This window comes from Spirochaetota bacterium (assembly GCA_035477215.1).
Taxonomy (GTDB): Bacteria; Spirochaetota; UBA4802; order UBA4802; family UBA5368; genus MVZN01.
Genome location: DATIKU010000058.1, coordinates 37,619 through 53,546, shown reverse-complemented (window position 1 = coordinate 53,546; position 15,928 = coordinate 37,619). Strand labels below are relative to the sequence as shown.

Genomic DNA, 15,928 nt, shown 5'->3' with positions numbered 1-15,928 from the left:
CTGTTTCGTGAGGTAGTCATTACAATAAGGAGAGTACCATGAAGACAAGGATCACCGAACTGTTCAAGATCAAATATCCGATCGTCCTCCCGGGGATGAGCTGGATCAGCACGCCGGAGCTCGTCGCCGCAGTCTGCAACGCGGGCGGAATCGGCTGGCTTGCGACCGGTCCCCTCAAACCGGAAGACACCCGCGCGGCCATTAAAAGGATCCGCGAGCTGACCGACAAGCCCTTCGGCGCGGGCGCGACGCTTCTCATGCCGGGCGCCAGGGAGAACGCCGAGGTGCTGCTTAAAGAAAAGGTCCCGGTCATCAATGTGTCGCTCGGAAAGTGCGGCTGGATCGCCGAGCGCGCTCATAAATACGGCGGCAAGGTAATCGCAACCGTGGTGAACGAGAAGCATGCAATAGGCGCCGAGCAACAGGGCGCGGACGCGCTGCAGGTCACCGGTCACGAGGCGGCGGCCCACGGAGGAATGGTCACCACGATGGTGTTGGTCCCTGCGATCGTCAACGCGGTGAAGATCCCGGTCGTAGCGATCGGCGGCATCGCCGACGGACGCGGAATGGCCGCGGCACTGGCGCTGGGCGCCGAGGGTGTCGGTATGGGTACCCGCCTTTCAATGACAAAGGAGAGCCCGGTGGCGCTGGAGACCATCAAAGCGCAGCTTAAGGCCGGCATAGAAGACACCATCTACTCCAACCGCTTCGACGGCCTCTACTGCCGCGTGCTTAAGACCCCGGCCGCGGAAAAGGCGATTCGACAGGGCATGAGCCTGCCCCGCGCATTCTTCGCCTCGATCCGCATCGCGAAGCTCATGAACCTGCCGTGGTTAAAGCTCGCGATAGGCACCCTGCTGCAGGGTCCCAAGATGATGATCCAGCTCGCCCACTTCGCAACGGCGTTTGACAAGATTCAGGCGGCGACCGAGGGGGGGGACATGGAAAACGGCGTCCAGCTTATCGGGCAGGTGCAGGGGATCATCGATGACATCCCCTCGGTGAGAGAGGTCATCGAAAGCTCCGTGAAAGAAGCGCGCGAGATACAGAAAAAGATGGGCACACAGCTCAAATAAGGCCGGGGCAGGCCGCCGTTTAACCGGAAGACATGAGGGGCGCGGAGATGATCCGCGCCCTTAGTTAATACGGCGGCGATATAAGGGTATTGAATACGATGCCGACGTCGGTTTAAGTCCCCTCGGCCTCCGGCAGCTCCTCTTTGGCAAAGGGGAGCCTTCATCATGTTCCCGTTTTTTGAAAAAACGTGTCCATACCATTTCAAACCCGTCGGACAGGATCCCCCTTCATCGAAGGGAGCGCACCGGGGGCGGGGGGATTTTCGTGCGGGCCGATGCCATGGCTTCAGGACCTCATTTTTTTATCAAGGTGCCGATCGCCAGCAGCGTCTGGTTGCGGTCCTCTATATTGAGCGCCGCCTCGAGCCCGCCGGCGTCGAGGTTCATGTTGATCGCCTCCTTCGTGAGGCGAAGTCCCATGTGGTTCTTGGTCATCATGACTCGGGCGTATTCGAGCGCCGCGTCAATGAGTTTTTCGCGTTCGACGATTTTGCTCACCAGCCCGAGCGCGAGCGCCTCGTCCGCCGACATGAAGCCGCCGGTGTACATGAACTCGTAGGCGCGCCCGGCGCCGATCATACGGGGCAGAAAATAACTGCACGACATGTCAGCGCCTCCCAGGCCTATGTTGATGTACGCGGCGTTGAAGCGCGCGTCGGGCGTTATCACGCGGATGTCCGAGGCGAGGGCGAAGCTGAAGCCCTGTCCCGCGGCGGCACCGTGCACGGCGCAGATTATCGGCTGAGGCGCGCGGCGCATGGCCAGGTTGAGACGGGCAAGGCGGGCCTGGAAACGGTAGAATTCCGCCGTGTTCATCTTCGGCGACATCTCGGCGGTCTCCTTGAGGTCGAGCCCCGCGCAGAAGCCCTTTTCGCATTCGCTGCTGAGGATGATGACCACCGTGTCGAGATCGTACAGCCTCTCACGCCAGAAGTCCTCGATCTCCTCCATCATCTGGTGGTTGATGGCGTTGTAGCAGTGCGTTCGGCACAGGCGCAGGTGGCCGATGCCTTTCTCGATGTGGCTGTACGAAATGGTTTCGTAATTCATTACGTGTCTCCGATGGCAGGATGTAATGCTACCCTCGTTACGAGCTTTTTCTTTTATTGCGTCGTGTCAATGGTTATTTGACGGTAACACCCCTGTTTAAACGCGTAATATCACTTGACTGATCGGGCTGGTCTGATAGTGGTTCGACTTTACAAACAGGGAGGAGCCATTGCCATGATTGTCAGGAGCGATCCGGCGAAGATTGCCGGGAATTTTTATTGCCTGGGCCCGGCGCCCGTGCCTTCGTTTTTGCTTGACGGCGAGCACCCGGTGATGTTCGAGGCCGGGATTTACCGCTTCGGTCCGCATTACTACGACCGGATCGTGAAAATCATGGGCGAGCGGAGGCCCGAATATCTGTTCATGACGCATGTGCACTTCGACCATTGCGGAGCGGCGGGTTATCTGAAGCGGATGATGCCCGGTCTGATGATCGGCACGTCAATAGAGGGAAGCGAAATTATAAAGAAACAATCGGCCGTAGATCTCATCACGAAGCTCAACCGTTTCGGGAAGGATGATGTCCCTTCGTTCGAGCCGTTTACCGTTGACAGGGTGCTTGAGGATGGCGACGAGATCAGGGTGTCACCCGGTCTGACTGTACGGGCCATCCGCACGCCGGGGCACACGCGCGACATGACCACGTACTACATCCCGGAGATGAAGGTCATGATCCCGTCTGAGTCGGTCGGCGTTCCCGGCAGGGACGACTATATCATGAGCGAGTTTCTGATCGATTACGACACGTACATGAATTCGCTCCGGAGGCTCGCCGGGTACGAGGTGGACATCCTCATCATTTCCCACGGCCTTTACTACACCGGCGAGGATGCGCGCGCGTACATTCCCCGTTCCATCGATGCCACCGGGCGGTTTCGCGAATGGCTGGAGCGTCTGCTTCGGGAATACGACGGCGACCACGAAGCGGTATTGTGTGCGATCAAGCGTGAAGAGTACGACGTGGTTGAGGGTGAAAAACAGCCGGAGTCGGCGTATCTTTTGAATCTCAAGGCGAAAATCTCCACCATACATCGACGCATGGCCGTCCAAACGGGTGCCGCAGGCTGAGCGCACGATAAATTGTCTTGACCCATCGGCCCGGCGGTGAGAAAGTAATAGGATCATCGGCGGACGTACGGCCATTCGCGGGAGTAAAACCGGCCGCGGCTGTCCGGATGGAGTAATAATCTGATACACTGTGAGAGGCGATCATGCCGTGGTGGAAAGCGCGTAAGAAGGGCGGCGAACAGACCGGTGAAACGCTGAAGTCGGATACGGAACAATCCGGCGAAAATACGAAAGATAAAAAGAAACACAAAGAGAACGGGATTCACGAGGCGACCCGGGTCCGTTCGCGTTCGGGTGGTAAAGACGAACACCAGCGTAAAAACGGGCGGACGGGTCTTTTCAGCCAGCTCGTTGCCTCGCTGAAAGACGGGAACGCGAGCGTGAGGAGCCATGCCGCGTGGTCGCTCGGCAGAATGGGAGATGCCCGCGCCGTGGACCCGCTGGTGGGCCTTGTCAACGATAAGGACCCCGAAGTTCGGAAAGAAGTCGCCGAAGCGCTCAAACGCCTTGGATGGAAAAACAAGCCTTGATCGGCACGAAATTCAGCGGCAACGCCATCCAAAAAAATCATTGAAAACCCGCATCGCAGTCGATGTATAGAGTTGTTGAATAATCGGGAATCAAGCTGTATTCTCCCCGCCTGCGACGGGGTAAATCGGGTCTTCTGGATTTGACGCAAGTCTGATACAATATCCCGGATGATACGGGGAGTTTCTCCATGATAATGAAAATAATCGCCGGCGCCGTGTTGTTCTTCATGCCGATCTTTTCGGGGATATCAACTCCCGCTTATTGTGCGGACAATCCTCCGGTCGCTCGGGATGGCGCGGTCGTTTCGGATATGGCCGTAACCCCTACCATTAAGGAGAAGAACGACTCCACGTCGAGCATATCGCTGTACGACTGGTTTGTGCGCGGCGGTCCGTTCATGTGGCCGATCCTGGTGCTGGCTGCGGTGGGGATGGGCTTTGTGATCGAGCGCTTCATCTTTTACCGGCGGGTGAAGCTCAACCCGCGTGAATTCATCGAGGAGCTCGACGCGATGATCGGCGGCGGGACGGTGGAGGAGGTGGAGCGTCTCTGCCGCGAGCGTAACCTGGTGATAGCCCGCGTGCTGGGGAAGGGGCTGAAACTCCGGAAGCTTGGCCTGGACCACGTGGAAAAAGCGATCAGCGCGGGCGGGGCGATCGAGGTGGCCGCGATCGAGAAGGGGCTCAACATCCTTTCGGCGATCGGGAACATAGCGCCGCTGATCGGATTTCTCGGGACGGTGTCGGGGATGATCTCCGCGTTTCAGAGCATCGCGGAGGCGGACCAGGTGAGCGCACGGCTGGTGGCGGGGGGCATCTACGAGGCGCTGGTGACGACGGAGGCGGGACTTATCGTGGCGATACCGCTCCTCGCTTTTTACAATTACTTCGTACACCGGGTGGAGTCGTTCGTGGCGGAGATAGAGCGGCTGGCCTCGGACATCGTGGAGAAGCTGGTGCGGGAGAATGGTACGGATAAAGCGTAGCGCGAAACCGACCGGTGAAATGACGATCGCGTCGATGTCGGACATCGCCTTTCTGCTCATCATCTTCTTCCTGGTGACATCGATCTTTCTCCTGAAAGAAGGGCTGCACCTGGCGCTTCCGGACACGTCGAAGCCGGCGACGGTGGTGGCGGCGGGCGACGTGGTGACGGTAGTCGTGCGGAAGGACGGAGTGACGACGCTTGACGGGAGGCGCGCAGACCTTTCCGACATCGAAAGGCTGCTCGGCGAGAAGCGCGGCGGGAATGCGGGCCTTGTAGTCTTATTGAAGCTATCGGGTGATCTGCCTTACGGGACGGCGGTATCGGCGATCGACGCGGTGAAGAAAGCGGGGGTGGCCAGGCTCTCGCTTCGGACGGAGTGAGGGGCGCGATGCTGATACCGCGACGGCAGAAGCCGAAGGGGATAGTGCCGCTTCCGTCGATGGCGGACATCGCCTTTATCCTCCTTGTTTTTTTCATACTGACGAGCACGATCGACATCGAACGGAACATCCCGGTGGCGCTGCCCGAGGCGGGCGCGACGGAGGGCGGTTCGAAGAAATACTTTCATATCTGGCTCGATGCGCGGGGCGATTGTTACGTGCGGGGCGAGCGGTTGGACCGCGAGGGCCTCTACCGAGCGGCAAAATACCGGGCGGCCGACAATCCGGACGTGCGGGCGATAATCGGCGCGGACGCTGGCCTCCCGTACCGGCGGGTGAACGAGGCGATGGAGGTGCTCCGGGATGCCGGGGCATACAACATCGTGCTCTTGTCGAGGAAGCGGACGGAATGAGCGCGGTGACGGCGATTCCGCGGCGCTTCGCGCGGTACCTGCGCCTGCGGCCGCCGCTCATGTGGTCGCTGGTATCGTTCGTGGCGCTCCTTGGACTCCTGTTCGCCGTGCGCTGGAGCGAGTCCTTCGACACGAAGGACTTCGCCTCGTTCGATGCCTTCGAGATGGTTGAGCTGCGACTCTCGCGCCTTCAGACGCAGGCGGACATTTCGGTGTCGGATTCGGCCGCTCCCGCGCGGGAGATCACCGAAGAGAAACTGGAGGAGTTCGGCTCCGTGGACGGCAGCTTCGAGGCGCTTTCGGATTCGGCGCTCCCGCCGCGCCCGGTGTTCGGCCGCCTGCCGCGCTACCCCGAGTCCATGCGCAAGGCGGGCATCGAGGGCGTGGTGGTGGTGGAGCTGGGGGTCGACGAGTCGGGTACGGTGGTCTTCGGCCGCATCGTGAAGTCGCTCGGGCGCGATTTCGACGCGGCGGTGATCGACTGGGCGCGGAAGATCAGTTTCCGCCCGGCGCTGACGAAGGAGCGCGTACCCATACGCTGCCGTATTCGCCTGCCCATACGGTTTCGGCTTGAAGACTAACGTCAAAATGGTTTGACTTCGATGTCCGAACGAGCGACAGTATCTCATTCCAAAGAATCCATGCCGCGTATGCCCCGCAGTTTGAAAAGCTCGGATTCTCCCGCCGGCGACGAATGGGAGTCGGGCGGGCTTTCCGGCAATGCGATAATTATGATTTATACGCCTTCGAACGGGAACTGGGAATGAAATCAAAACGCGCGATTAGGGAGCGCTGCGACGAGCTTGTTGCGCTCATTGAGAAATATAACCATCACTATTACACCCTCGACACTCCTCTCGTTGATGACGCCGCGTACGACGAACTCATGCGCGAGCTCGCTTCGATTGAAGAGAAACATCCGGAGCTCAGGAGGCTCGACTCGCCGACATCGAAGGTCGGTGACGTTATCTCCGACGGTTTCGATGAGGTTCGCCACGATCCTCCGATGCAGAGCCTGGGCAATGTATTCTCGGGCGATGAGCTTTCCGAATTCGATGGGCGAATAAGGAAAATCCTCGGCACTGAAGAAATCGTTTATTCGGTCGAGCTCAAGTTTGACGGACTTGCGGTGGAGCTTCTATACGATGCCGGCAGGTTCGACCGCGGTTCGACGCGAGGAAACGGTGAAATAGGGGAAGACGTTACGGCGAACCTTTCCTCTATCCGGGCCATTCCGGAGCGGCTCGGCGGGGACACGGTACCGGAGTACCTCACGGCACGCGGCGAGGTATACATGACGCACAGGGAATTCGAGCGTATCAACCGCGGGCGCGGGGAGAGAGGGGAACAGCCGTTCGCCAATCCGCGCAACGCCGCGGCCGGTTCGCTCCGCCAGATTAATCCACGTGTCACCGCCGAACGTGAACTGAGTATCGCGTTCTATGGAATCGGAAAAATTTCAGGAGGGCCCGCATTACCCGACCAGCAAACGATGTTTCAGTTCTTTAAAAAGGCGGGACTTCCCTGCCCGGAAAACGTGGAATTCGGCAATCTCGGCAGGATACGGGAGTTCTACAATTACTGGGTACAGAACAGGCACTCGCTCGGCTACGACATAGACGGTGTGGTCGTGAAAATAAACGATTTCGCAATGCGCGATAAAATCGGTTCGACCAGCAAGGCGCCGCGCTGGGCGGTTGCATGGAAGTTTCCAGCCCAAGAGGCGATCACGGTGCTCAATTCGGTCGATTACCAGGTGGGGCGTACAGGCGTTATTACGCCCGTTGGCAACCTGGATCCTATCAACATCGGCGGCGTATTCGTGAAACGCGCGACGCTCCATAATTTTAACGAGATCGCCAGGCTCGACCTGCGGATAGGCGACGCCGTGAAGGTTATACGCGCCGGAGACGTCATTCCAAAGGTGCTTGCGGTGCTGGCTGAAAAACGGACGGGGTCGGAGCGGCCGATCGAGACTCCGGAGGAATGCCCGTCGTGCGGTTCCGCGCTCAGTCGTGAGGAGATTTACGTCCGGTGCGTCAACAACGACTGTGAGGCGAAGCTCCAGGAGCGGCTGCGCTTCTTCGTATCGAAAGACGGGCTCGACATAGAATTTTTCGGACCGGACCTCGTGCAGCGCCTTTACGACGCGGGCATCGTGCAGAGCGTCGCCGACATCCTGCGGCTTGGCGCCGCGGAGCTGCTCGCGGTCGAGCGGATGGGCGAGAAGCTCTCGGAGAAGATCCTCGCCTCGATAGAAAAAAGGAAGAGGATTCCGCTTTCCTCCTTGCTGCGTGCGCTCGGCATCAGGAACGTCGGCGAGCATGTCGCCAGGGTGGTCGCGCAAAGCGTCGGTTCGCTCGAAAGGCTGTACAATATAACCGCGGACGAGCTCATGGCGATAAACGAGGTGGGGCCGGGCGTCGCGGAATCGATCCGGGAATTCTTCGGGTCTCCTGAAAACTTGAGGCTCATCGATGAAATGCTCGCAGCAGGCCTCATTGTGGCCGATGAGGTCGTGGAAACGCGGGTACTAAAGGGCGTTGCGGGCAAGACCTTCGTCTTTACGGGTACGCTTGTACGAATGTCCCGCACGGAGGCGGAGGCCCTGGTGGAAAAGCACGGCGGCCGTGCCGCGGGTTCGGTGAGTAAAAAAACCGACTACGTGGTGGCGGGCGGGGAGGCCGGCTCGAAGCTTGAGAAAGCGCGGCAACTCGGCGTGCGGGTACTTACGGAAGATGAATTTCAGAAAATGATCGGCGGTGAATGATGATACGAAGAATCGTGGAATGGTGCCACCGGCATTATTATCTTTCCACCGGTATTTTAATGTTCTTTTCGTTTCCGTCGTACGATGTGTGGTTTCTGAAAGGATTCCCCCTGTTCGCATGGTTCGCGCTCGTTCCGCTTTTAATGCATGTTCGAACCGGTGATTTTCGCAGGGTGTATGCCGACTCCTTTCTGGCGGGAATGCTTGGCATTTTCCTGACCTATCACTGGATCGGCGATTTCGGCAACAAGATTCCCGGCGGCGACATCGTCATCCTCTGCGTTGTAATTCCCGTGCTCGCGGTCGTCTTCGCCACCAAGATACTCGTGGCCGAATATCTCTCACGGCGCTTCGAAAGACTGCGTCTGTTAATCTACCCTTCAGTCTGGATCGTCGTCGACGGTATCCAGTCCATAGGCTTTCTCGCCTTTCCGTGGACATACTGGGGGTATTCCCAGTATACCTTCTCGTCGTTTGTGCAGGTTTCATCGCTGGTGGGAATATTCGGTGTGACCTTCATCATGATACTCGCATCCGCGGCTGTCGCCGATTTCGCCCGGGCGGCATTCGGGCGGCCGTTTTCCTTCCGCTGGATGGTTTCGATCCCGGCTTTCAGGCGCCTCGCGATGGTGGCGGTGCTCGTTGCGATGTCGGTGCTTTACGGCGCGATACGGATGGCGGTATCGTCGGGAGGGGGTGACAGCGGGAGGCTCCGGCTTGCCATGATACAATCCTGCATCGATCCGTGGGAGGCCTGGGACAGCAATAAATTCATGTACCTCGGCGAGCTCGGCAGGCTCACCGACGCGGCCATGAGGGAATCGCCCGATTTTATAATATGGTCCGAGTCGGCGACACTCGAGCTAATCTCGTACAACTTTAGGACCGGCAGCATGAATCCCTTCACGGGCGAGGTGCTCGAAATCGCGCGCTCCCACAAAAGGCCGCTTCTCACCGGTGAAATCGGAATCCTCGAGGAGCACTACGGCGGGAGGATATATCCGCAGAACAACGCGGTGCTTATCAGCAAGGAGGGGGTGCCGGTGCAGACCTATCCCAAGATCAACCTCGTTCCCTTCGGCGAGTGGTTTCCGTACGAGAAGTGGTTCCCCTTCATCAAGCGAATCACCGAGAGCTTCGGCGCCTCGAGCTTCGTTCCCGGTTCGTCCCCGAGCCTTTTCGAGGTGGAAGGCCGGCGGTTTGGCGCACTCATCTGTTATGAAGGCATCTTCCAGAGGCTCTGCCGCGAATATCGCGTTATGGGGGCCGATTATTTCATTAACATCACCAATCTGGGCTGGACGCAGACATACAAAGGGCACATGCAGGGCTTCGCGAACGCCACGTTCAGGGCGGTGGAAAACGGCATCTGGTTCGTAAGCGCCGGGAACACCGGATACACGGCCCTCGTCGATCCGCTGGGCCGGGTGACCACATCCATCCCCATTCTAAAAAAGGGCTACCTGGTCGGGGAGATTGACTTTTCCATGAATCGCCGCACCTTTTATTCGATGGCGGGGGACCTGGTGCTCTACGCTTCGATACTCCTGCTTGCCGGGTTGGGAGCGATGACAATAACAAGCAGGGTGCGCGGACGTTGTAAGGAAGCGGCACGATGAAGATAATCTATCTTGCCGACATTCACGGCGCCTTCGAGCAGGTGAAGGACCTGCTCTTTGAGACCGTGGCGGATATGTACATCGTATCCGGAGACCTCATCGATATACCGTTTTACAGCATGGACACCGCCATACGATACCACGATATCCAGTCCTACTTTCACGCGCTGCGCAGGCGCATGGAGCGCGATGACGTGATCATCGAGGACTTCGTGGACCAGCTCCTCGAGATGCCCGACGTTCCGGAAGAGATACAGAAAAAGGGAACCAAGTACCAGCAGTACAGCATCCGCGCACGCCGTGTGATGCAGCAGAAATACAAGGTGCTCGAGAACATAGTTTCGCTCAAGCAGAGCTCGGAGGTGCTCTGCCTGCCCGGGAACTACGACATGGATCTGAAGTACACCCCCCTGCACGAACGCGACCTTCATCTTCACCATTACTCTCCGGATGGTCTTACGATCGCCGGCTATGGCGGCGCGGATATCTGGACGGCGGGCATTCCGGAACGGTACATCGTCGATTACAAGGCGGGCATCGGAACCGACGACAGTGAAAACGAGATGCATCGTTTTTTCAGCGAGGTGCGGCCGGACATCATCGTGACGCACCAGCCGGCGCACGGCATCCATGACAGGATAAGCTTCGTCGGTCCATCGGGCTCGCCCGCGCTTCGCACTTACTGCGACACCAACCCGGTGCTCCTGTGCCTGACGGGCCATATCCACAACGACTGGGGCATGGAGATCAGCGAGGGGACCATCCATCTGAACCCATCCCCGTTCGGAGAGGTGACGGGGATCACCGGGGACGTACTCGAGGGGGGCTTCTTCTATCAGATCGAGATTGAGGGGAAAACGGTAACCCGGATCGGCTTCAGGAAAATGGCCGACGGGCGTATCTACGATATCATAGATCATACGCTCCACAGGGGAAGGTGGCGGAATAAGGTTATCGACAACGCGCGGCATGAGGCCCTGCTGAAGCGGGAGAACTTCGACAGCAAGATACAGAAGTACTCACATATCCCTGAAATACGCCTCTTCAACGAGATAAAGCAGTTTTTCAGGATGTTCCAGACACCCGAAACCGACGAACGCGTCGACAGGCTGGAGCGTGTCGCGAGGCTGATAGAGAGTAAACTCAATGAGAACATCGCCATGGATATAGTCGGCTCGGTTAACGTAGGGATGTCCCAGCCGAGCTCCGACATTGATTTCGTTCTGTATCTCAGGTGCGACCGGGAGTGCGACAGCGACCTGCATTCGTGCGATAATTACAAGAGCGCGCGCGGACTGCTCGGCGAGGCGCTCGGCGAAGAGTACAATTTCGAGATCGTCGATTGCATCGACCTCAATGCGGTGGAACGCAGCATCCTGGAGCGGGACTATGAGTGTGAGACCCTCCAGCGTTTTGTCGCCTACCGGTCGATCTGCCGACCCGTCAATTACCGGGCAATCGCCCCCGTCGAGGACATGCTCAACCAGGATCTCGAGTTCCGAAGCGAGTTGGAGGGAAGCATCCGATCCTACTTTAAAATCTTCGTCACCACGTCGCAACATATACGGTCGTTCGATAAATACGAACTGCGCCTTCGCCACATAGGCATCAAGATGCCAGATTATATACGCAACAAGATCAAGCAATACCTGCAGGGTTCCCGGAAGGAAGACCGGTGAAGCTCCCCGCACCGTATCGGAAGAAGGAGGAAACAATGTCTAATTTCGCAATTATATTTAAACTGCCCACGAAAGAGATAGCTCCCGGAGTCATCATGCGCTCGGTACATCTGGATAGGGTGATGGTTACGTTCGTCGACCTGGGCGAGGGTGCGGTTGTCCCCGAACACAGTCATCCGCACGAACAGATCACCGTTGTGATATCGGGGAAGCTGCGTTTCAGGGTTGGAGAAGAAGAGACCGTAATGGGGCCCGGCGAGGTCGTGACGATACCTTCGGGGATCAGGCATGCGGCGGTGGCCGAGGATGGTCCCTGCGTCGCCTACGATTGCTGGAGCCCGGTCAGGGAGGATTACGTGCTTGATTGACGGCAGGCCGGGAGGGCATTAGTATCACTTGAAATTCCGTTATATTGCGGAGGTCGATGTGGAAGATGAAACAACGTGCGAAATGCCCGATTTCAATCCCCCGGAACAGGAAATACGGAAGATTTTAAACAATATGCGGACCGTCGCGATAGTAGGTCTTTCCGACAAATCAGACCGCGACAGTAACAAAGTCGGGGCGTACCTCAAGGGACATGGTTATAAAATTATACCCGTAAACCCGTCACAAAAGGAGATTCTCGGCGAGAAATCGTATCCGGACCTTGCGTCCGTTCCGGAAAAAATCGACGTTGTGGATATTTTCCGTTCGGTCGACGCAATTCCTGCGATCGTCGATGAGGCCATCGCGGCGGGGGCCGGGGCGGTCTGGATGCAGCTGGGACTTGCGCACCGGGAGTCCGCGGGAAAGGCGCGGTCCGCGGGACTGAAGGTGGTGCAGTCCAGATGTATAAAAATAGAGCATTCGAGGATGAAGGGTAAACACGAATTCAATTTGAAGAGCTGATTGGTCCCGCAGGTTTAATCGGCGGCCGGCAGATACAACACCACCGTGGTGCCGGCGTTTACCGTCGAGTCAATAACGATGTGTCCGTGGTGTCGCTTGACGATCGAATAGGACAGCGACAGCCCCAGTCCCATCCCCTTCTCGGAGTATGTGGTCTTGGTGGTGAAGTATGGATCGAATACGCGTGTGACGTTTTCCGGTGGAATGCCGATTCCCCTGTCGCTAATGGATATGCGGATATACCTGCCGGGCCTTACGGGAATTTGATGCCCGGCATCGATGGTAATATTTTCCGCGATGACCAGCGCCTCCCCCCCGGTGGGCATTGCCTCGACAGCGTTCATCAGTATATGGCCGATAACCCTCTGTATCTGCCCCGGGTCGATTTTAGCGGGCCAGAGGCCCTCGGCTATATCGATCGCGATTGACACGTTGTCGGGCACGAATAATTTTTCGGCGGAATAGCGGAGAATCTCTTCCAACGAAACGGTGTCGATCAGCGGTTTCGAAAGACGGCCGAAGTGAAGGAGCTGGAACGAGAGGTCTTTGGCGAGGGTGGCGGCTTTTTCTATTTCGAGAAGGTTTTCGTACAGCTCGTCCTCCGGATTGGCAATCATCTTTCCCAGGGCGACGTTGCCCGAAATGGCGGTCAGCAGGTTGTTGAAATCGTGGGCGATCCCCCCGGCAAGTATTCCAATGGCCTCGAATTTCTGTGTGCGCAGCAGCTCTTCCTCGAGCTGTCTGCGCCGCGTGATATCGCGGATCATCGCGATACCGATTTCGCGCTGATTGAGCGTGAATATCCCGCCCGACACCTCCACGGGGAAGACGACGCCGTTCTTTTTCAGGTGGTTTTGCGGGTGCGCGTTTTTATCGGATTCGGTCATCTGCCTGATGATTTCCACGCAAAACTCATCCGGCGATTCCGAAAGATCGGTTATTCGCATTCCGCGCAGCTCGTCGATCGAGTAATCATAAAGGACCAGGGCCGAGGAATTGGCGTCGATGATCTCAAGCGTGTTGACGTAGAAAATGACGATAGCGTCGGATACCGACGAGAAAAGGAGCCTGTATTTCTCCTCGCTTTCTCTGAGCGCCTGTTCAACGGTCTTGCGTTCGGTGATATCGTTCAGCACCGTCAGAACCTGTTTTTCGCCCCCTATGTCGATGAGTGTTGCGGACATGGAGGAGAGACGTTTCTCACCATTGCGCGTAGTAATGGTTACATCACGGTCGCGGAGGGAGCCTTTCCTTAACAGCGCCGAGATGAACCTTTCCCTTTCCGATGCATCGGGCCAGATTCCGGCATCAAGGGCGCGGATATTGATTATCTCTTCTCGGCTGAATCCATACAGCGAGAGGAAACTCTCGTTGACGTCGATGAAGGTTCCGTCCGACATGCGCGTGATGCTGATGGCGCTCGGACTGAAGGCGAACGCCTTCGAAAGCTTCTCTACGGACGCCCTGAGGGCCTCATCCCTTTCGCGAAGCCGCTTTTCGAGGTTGTGCCGGTAGAGGACCGTTTCTACAATGGAGATGATCTCGTTGCTATTTACCGGTTTGAGTATATAGCCATAAGGGCCCGCCTGCTTGGCGCGGTCCAGGGTCTTATGGTCGGAGTGGGCGGTGAGGAATACAATCGGCACGTCGATTATTTCGCGAATGCGCAGCGACGCGTCGATGCCATCGATCGCGCCGCCGAGGATGATGTCCATAAAAACGAGGTCGGGTTGAAGTTCCGGGATCTTTTCAATGGCCTCTTCGCCGGAATGCAGTATGGCAACGGTTTCGTAGCCTTCTTTCAGAAGAATGTTTCTGATATCGGCGGCTATGATGGTCTCATCTTCAACGACCGCTATGCGGGCCGACCGGCGCGACATTTCATCCATGGAGTTACCGGACCTTTTGTCTTCCTGTTGACGATGAATGTACCATGCAAAGCAACGGGTGTCAAGGAACGAAATAAAAAAGGAGAACCGGCGAAATTTTAGTTGCTTCATCATCAACATGACAGAGTTATGTTAATGGTGAAGCCGTGCCGGGTTTCCCGATCGCTCCGTATAAATATTAGAGTGTTGCGTAACTGGAAAAACCCGATATCACCGAGATTTGCAACAGGTCTATTGTTTATACTGAAGTATTTTCGGAATAATGCCGACAAATAACGAAGGACGTTTCGTGTTCAGGTGAGATGGTGAAAAAAATGCTGTCGGAGAGAATTCTGGTCGTCGAGCGCGAGAGGATTGTGGCGATGGACATCGATAATATACTGCGCGGATCGGGCTATTCGAATACCACCCTGGTGTACAGTTACGACGCGGCGATGAGCGAAATATACTCAATTAAACCGGACCTCGTGCTCCTTGACGAAAGGATCGGTGACGGTAAAAACGGTATTAGCGCCGGCAGAAAGATAATCGAGACATATCAAATACCGGTGCTGTACCTTACATCCTCACCTCCCTCGAAAAGCCCGCGGGCGCGCAGGGACCGGTTGGCGCATTTTCTGCACAAACCATTCGGCCCGGATGAAGTTTCATCCGCGGTTAAAAAAATTCTATCACGAAGGAAAAAGTGACCTCTCGCCTCCGCCTGTCGCACGTTCACACCCCCGTTTCTCTTTAAAATATGCTTGTTTTCCGCACATGCTGTGCTACCAGTGTGTGACGATGGCAAAATCGCCCGCCCTCGATGAAATCCATGAACGGTACCATTTCATGAATAACGCCGTTAAAGCCTCCGTGAAAGCGTTTAAGTTGATACTGTTGCCGTTGGTGGTAATCGCAATTTTTAAAAATGCCATGTCCGCCGGAGTAGTACAGGGGAACGGTTTTCCCGATACAGGCCGAATAATGCTCCTGTTCGGTTTTCCGGGAGGGCGTTTTGATCCGGTTATGGCGGGCGACATGCAGCTTGATTACGAGATCGAATCCAAAGTCGGCCTCACCGAGGGCGATTCATCGATAGATACCGCGCAAGAGTTCATTACAGCGGCGTTTCTGTCCAGGGTCTCCTTATCGGAATCCGGTCGGCGCGAATTCGAGGCGGAACTACCGAAGTCCGGTGATGGGGCGCTGCGGCTGTGTGCGGTATGGCTGTTCAGGATGGCCGAATACCCGGCCAGGGCGCCGGCATACCGCACGGTTCTGAACCTGATACGGAAAAAAACGGCGATAACGGACAACGCCATCGTCGATCACTACGTGGACGCACTCACCAGGCGTCTGGATTCCATGGAGATTGATGGTCTCGATCCACGGGAGGAGGAGCACCTCCGCCGGCTTGTTTTACTGTACATGATGGATCCCGTCAATCCGCCTCCCGCCGCCGACCTTCGCGAATTTATGGCGCGGCTTAAAACGCTTTCGCCGAAAAAGGCGCAGACGGCCCTGAATTTCCTGAACGAGCTCTCCCCGGTCGTGGCGGCGCGTTTCGAGGAAAAATCAGGGGCCAGGCGAGGCTGA

General features: G+C 57.0%; 16 protein-coding genes. 14 read left to right on the top strand and 2 right to left on the bottom strand.

What is annotated here, in order from left to right; translation table 11 throughout:
• The first annotated feature begins 38 nt into the window (after positions 1-38).
• Positions 39-1,076, top strand: coding sequence for a nitronate monooxygenase (locus VLM75_14795; GenBank protein HSV98188.1), 1,038 nt, complete (start codon positions 39-41; stop codon positions 1,074-1,076).
• 294 nt (positions 1,077-1,370) lie between these two features.
• Here VLM75_14795 and VLM75_14790 read toward each other — a convergent pair whose 3' ends face one another.
• Complete coding sequence (locus VLM75_14790; protein HSV98187.1) at positions 1,371-2,126, bottom strand: enoyl-CoA hydratase/isomerase family protein; 756 nt, start codon at positions 2,124-2,126, stop codon at positions 1,371-1,373.
• Between the two features lie 174 nt (positions 2,127-2,300).
• Here VLM75_14790 and VLM75_14785 point away from each other — a divergent pair, with 174 nt between their 5' ends.
• The 11 genes from VLM75_14785 to VLM75_14735 all read left to right on the top strand — a co-directional run bounded on the left by VLM75_14785 (position 2,301) and on the right by VLM75_14735 (position 12,464).
• Positions 2,301-3,194, top strand: coding sequence for an MBL fold metallo-hydrolase (locus VLM75_14785; GenBank protein HSV98186.1), 894 nt, complete (start codon positions 2,301-2,303; stop codon positions 3,192-3,194).
• Between the two features lie 143 nt (positions 3,195-3,337).
• Positions 3,338-3,724, top strand: a complete 387-nt coding sequence (locus VLM75_14780; GenBank protein ID HSV98185.1) for a HEAT repeat domain-containing protein — start codon at positions 3,338-3,340, stop codon at positions 3,722-3,724.
• Positions 3,725-3,912: 188 nt separating this feature from the next.
• A complete protein-coding gene (locus VLM75_14775; protein HSV98184.1) occupies positions 3,913-4,710 on the top strand; it encodes a MotA/TolQ/ExbB proton channel family protein in 798 nt (265 codons plus the stop codon).
• Positions 4,691-5,092, top strand: coding sequence for a biopolymer transporter ExbD (locus VLM75_14770; GenBank protein HSV98183.1), 402 nt, complete (start codon positions 4,691-4,693; stop codon positions 5,090-5,092). The genes VLM75_14775 and VLM75_14770 overlap by 20 nt, the downstream gene beginning before the upstream one ends.
• Before the next feature lie 8 nt (positions 5,093-5,100).
• Positions 5,101-5,505 carry a biopolymer transporter ExbD gene (locus tag VLM75_14765; GenBank protein ID HSV98182.1) on the top strand — a complete coding sequence of 135 codons (405 nt, stop codon included), beginning with the start codon at positions 5,101-5,103 and terminating at the stop codon, positions 5,503-5,505.
• Positions 5,502-6,086: a TonB family protein gene (locus tag VLM75_14760; protein ID HSV98181.1), complete on the top strand. Its 585-nt coding sequence runs from the start codon at positions 5,502-5,504 to the stop codon at positions 6,084-6,086. Before VLM75_14765 ends, VLM75_14760 begins: the two co-directional genes overlap by 4 nt.
• Before the next feature lie 182 nt (positions 6,087-6,268).
• Positions 6,269-8,275 (top strand): NAD-dependent DNA ligase LigA, encoded by a 2,007-nt coding sequence (gene ligA, locus VLM75_14755; protein HSV98180.1) that lies wholly within the window; start codon positions 6,269-6,271, stop codon positions 8,273-8,275.
• Positions 8,275-9,894 carry an apolipoprotein N-acyltransferase gene (gene lnt / locus VLM75_14750; protein HSV98179.1) on the top strand — a complete coding sequence of 540 codons (1,620 nt, stop codon included), beginning with the start codon at positions 8,275-8,277 and terminating at the stop codon, positions 9,892-9,894. Before ligA ends, lnt begins: the two co-directional genes overlap by 1 nt.
• Complete coding sequence (locus tag VLM75_14745; protein HSV98178.1) at positions 9,891-11,573, top strand: metallophosphoesterase; 1,683 nt, start codon at positions 9,891-9,893, stop codon at positions 11,571-11,573. Before lnt ends, VLM75_14745 begins: the two co-directional genes overlap by 4 nt.
• Positions 11,574-11,608: 35 nt before the next feature.
• A complete protein-coding gene (locus tag VLM75_14740) occupies positions 11,609-11,941 on the top strand; it encodes a cupin domain-containing protein (protein HSV98177.1) in 333 nt (110 codons plus the stop codon).
• A gap of 58 nt (positions 11,942-11,999) precedes the next feature.
• Positions 12,000-12,464, top strand: a complete 465-nt coding sequence (locus tag VLM75_14735; GenBank protein HSV98176.1) for a CoA-binding protein — start codon at positions 12,000-12,002, stop codon at positions 12,462-12,464.
• Positions 12,465-12,478: 14 nt separating this feature from the next.
• Here VLM75_14735 and VLM75_14730 read toward each other — a convergent pair whose 3' ends face one another.
• Positions 12,479-14,353, bottom strand: a complete 1,875-nt coding sequence (locus VLM75_14730; GenBank protein ID HSV98175.1) for a PAS domain S-box protein — start codon at positions 14,351-14,353, stop codon at positions 12,479-12,481.
• 314 nt (positions 14,354-14,667) lie between these two features.
• On the opposite strand from VLM75_14730, the gene VLM75_14725 reads away from it, so the two are divergent.
• Positions 14,668-15,042: a response regulator gene (locus tag VLM75_14725; GenBank protein HSV98174.1), complete on the top strand. Its 375-nt coding sequence runs from the start codon at positions 14,668-14,670 to the stop codon at positions 15,040-15,042.
• Positions 15,043-15,133: 91 nt separating this feature from the next.
• Positions 15,134-15,928: a hypothetical protein gene (locus VLM75_14720; GenBank protein ID HSV98173.1), complete on the top strand. Its 795-nt coding sequence runs from the start codon at positions 15,134-15,136 to the stop codon at positions 15,926-15,928.

What these genes read in the sequence shown, in the direction of transcription:
- VLM75_14795 (HSV98188.1), top strand. Translation starts at nt 39, where the DNA reads ATGAAGACAAGGATCACCGAACTGTTCAAGATCAAATATCCGATCGTC.
- VLM75_14790 (HSV98187.1), bottom strand. Translation starts at nt 2,126, where the DNA reads ATGAATTACGAAACCATTTCGTACAGCCACATCGAGAAAGGCATCGGC.
- VLM75_14785 (HSV98186.1), top strand. Translation starts at nt 2,301, where the DNA reads ATGATTGTCAGGAGCGATCCGGCGAAGATTGCCGGGAATTTTTATTGC.
- VLM75_14780 (HSV98185.1), top strand. Translation starts at nt 3,338, where the DNA reads ATGCCGTGGTGGAAAGCGCGTAAGAAGGGCGGCGAACAGACCGGTGAA.
- VLM75_14775 (HSV98184.1), top strand. Translation starts at nt 3,913, where the DNA reads ATGATAATGAAAATAATCGCCGGCGCCGTGTTGTTCTTCATGCCGATC.
- VLM75_14770 (HSV98183.1), top strand. Translation starts at nt 4,691, where the DNA reads ATGGTACGGATAAAGCGTAGCGCGAAACCGACCGGTGAAATGACGATC.
- VLM75_14765 (HSV98182.1), top strand. Translation starts at nt 5,101, where the DNA reads ATGCTGATACCGCGACGGCAGAAGCCGAAGGGGATAGTGCCGCTTCCG.
- VLM75_14760 (HSV98181.1), top strand. Translation starts at nt 5,502, where the DNA reads ATGAGCGCGGTGACGGCGATTCCGCGGCGCTTCGCGCGGTACCTGCGC.
- ligA (HSV98180.1), top strand. Translation starts at nt 6,269, where the DNA reads ATGAAATCAAAACGCGCGATTAGGGAGCGCTGCGACGAGCTTGTTGCG.
- lnt (HSV98179.1), top strand. Translation starts at nt 8,275, where the DNA reads ATGATACGAAGAATCGTGGAATGGTGCCACCGGCATTATTATCTTTCC.
- VLM75_14745 (HSV98178.1), top strand. Translation starts at nt 9,891, where the DNA reads ATGAAGATAATCTATCTTGCCGACATTCACGGCGCCTTCGAGCAGGTG.
- VLM75_14740 (HSV98177.1), top strand. Translation starts at nt 11,609, where the DNA reads ATGTCTAATTTCGCAATTATATTTAAACTGCCCACGAAAGAGATAGCT.
- VLM75_14730 (HSV98175.1), bottom strand. Translation starts at nt 14,353, where the DNA reads ATGGATGAAATGTCGCGCCGGTCGGCCCGCATAGCGGTCGTTGAAGAT.
- VLM75_14725 (HSV98174.1), top strand. Translation starts at nt 14,668, where the DNA reads ATGCTGTCGGAGAGAATTCTGGTCGTCGAGCGCGAGAGGATTGTGGCG.
- VLM75_14720 (HSV98173.1), top strand. Translation starts at nt 15,134, where the DNA reads ATGGCAAAATCGCCCGCCCTCGATGAAATCCATGAACGGTACCATTTC.